This is a genomic window from Streptomyces sp. SID3343 (assembly GCF_009865215.1).
GTDB lineage: Bacteria > Actinomycetota > Actinomycetes > Streptomycetales > Streptomycetaceae > Embleya.
Genome location: NZ_WWJX01001240.1, coordinates 1 through 325, shown reverse-complemented (window position 1 = coordinate 325; position 325 = coordinate 1). Strand labels below are relative to the sequence as shown.

1 protein-coding gene is annotated in these 325 nt (G+C 74.8%); it reads left to right on the top strand.

Going from position 1 to position 325, the window contains the following annotated elements; genetic code table 11:
• The coding region (locus GT354_RS38635; RefSeq protein WP_346012367.1) for a biotin/lipoyl-containing protein at window positions 1-325 on the top strand (325 nt) is incomplete at both ends.

Here is a 325-nt window from a genome sequence, read left to right as displayed (position 1 = left end):
TCCGGCCCAGGCCGCGCCCGCGGAACCGGTCGCGGCTCCCGCGGCCCCCGCCGAGCCTGCGGCTCCGGCCGCTCCGGCGGGCGACGTGCAGGGCACTTCGGTGGTCCTGCCCGCGCTCGGCGAGAGCGTGCAGGAAGGTACCGTCACCCGCTGGCTCAAGCAGGAGGGCGACACGGTCGAGGCCGACGAGCCGCTCCTGGAGGTCTCGACGGACAAGGTCGACACCGAGATTCCGGCACCGATCGGCGGCGTGCTGCTGAAGATCACGGTCGCCGAGGACGAGACGGTGGAGGTCGGCGCGGAGCTGGCCGTCATCGGCGCGCCC